The sequence below is a fragment of the Vibrio sp. D173a genome, from assembly GCF_030248475.1.
Map to the genome: position 1 here is coordinate 1 of NZ_JAHGAH010001107.1, position 805 is coordinate 805.

At 43.9% G+C, this 805-nt stretch carries 1 protein-coding gene; it reads right to left on the reverse strand.

What is annotated here, in order from left to right; all coding sequences use genetic code 11:
• Nucleotides 1-219: 219 nt before the first annotated feature.
• The coding region (locus KIV40_RS31625; RefSeq protein WP_285353272.1) for a mechanosensitive ion channel family protein at nt 220-805 on the reverse strand (586 nt) is incomplete at its 5' end.

Below are 805 nucleotides of genomic sequence, written 5' to 3' on the forward strand. Positions count from 1 at the left end.
GCTAGAAGCTCGAGAGTTGAAGCGTAATGACAAGTTTTTAGGTCAAGCGATTCGTTATGATGTGGCAGATGCAAAACGCTCTGTTAAGGTAACAATGAAGAAGCGCAAAGGCTCGGGTTTAATCAATGAAACCTATACGAGCATTCAACTGAAGTAGTCATCGAATATACTCAGATTACATAACAAAAGAGCCATACATGTGTATGGCTCTTTGTCGTTTTATAGACGGTGTTCTAGTGACGGCGGTAGTTCCAACTCCTGAGAGCTTTGCCCACCCTGCTGAAGTTGAATGGTTTGTGTAGGGAAGGCGATATCTGCGTGGTGAGCATGCACAATCTCTAGTACCTTCAGAAGCACGTCTTGCTTTACTTCGTGAAAACGAATCCAATTGACGGTTTTGGTAAATGTATAAATAAAGAAGTTGAGTGACGACGGGCCAAATTTATCGAAGTTAACGATCAGCGTCTGCTTCGCATCAATATCGGGGTGGTTTTCTAACATCGCCTTAACATCATCGACAATAGCCTGCATCTTATCGGCATCTTCATAGCGCAACCCAATCGTTTCATGGATACGACGGTTTAGCATTCGAGATGGGTTCTCTACCACAATATTACTGAATACTGAGTTGGGTACATAGATTGGACGCTTATCGAAGGTTCTGATAATGGTCATACGCCAACCAATACGTTCCACCGTTCCTTCAATCTGACGGTCTGGAGAACGGATCCAATCACCCACTTTAAACGGGCGATCGAAGTAGATCATCATGCCACCGAAGAAGTTAGACAGTAGGTCTTTTGCG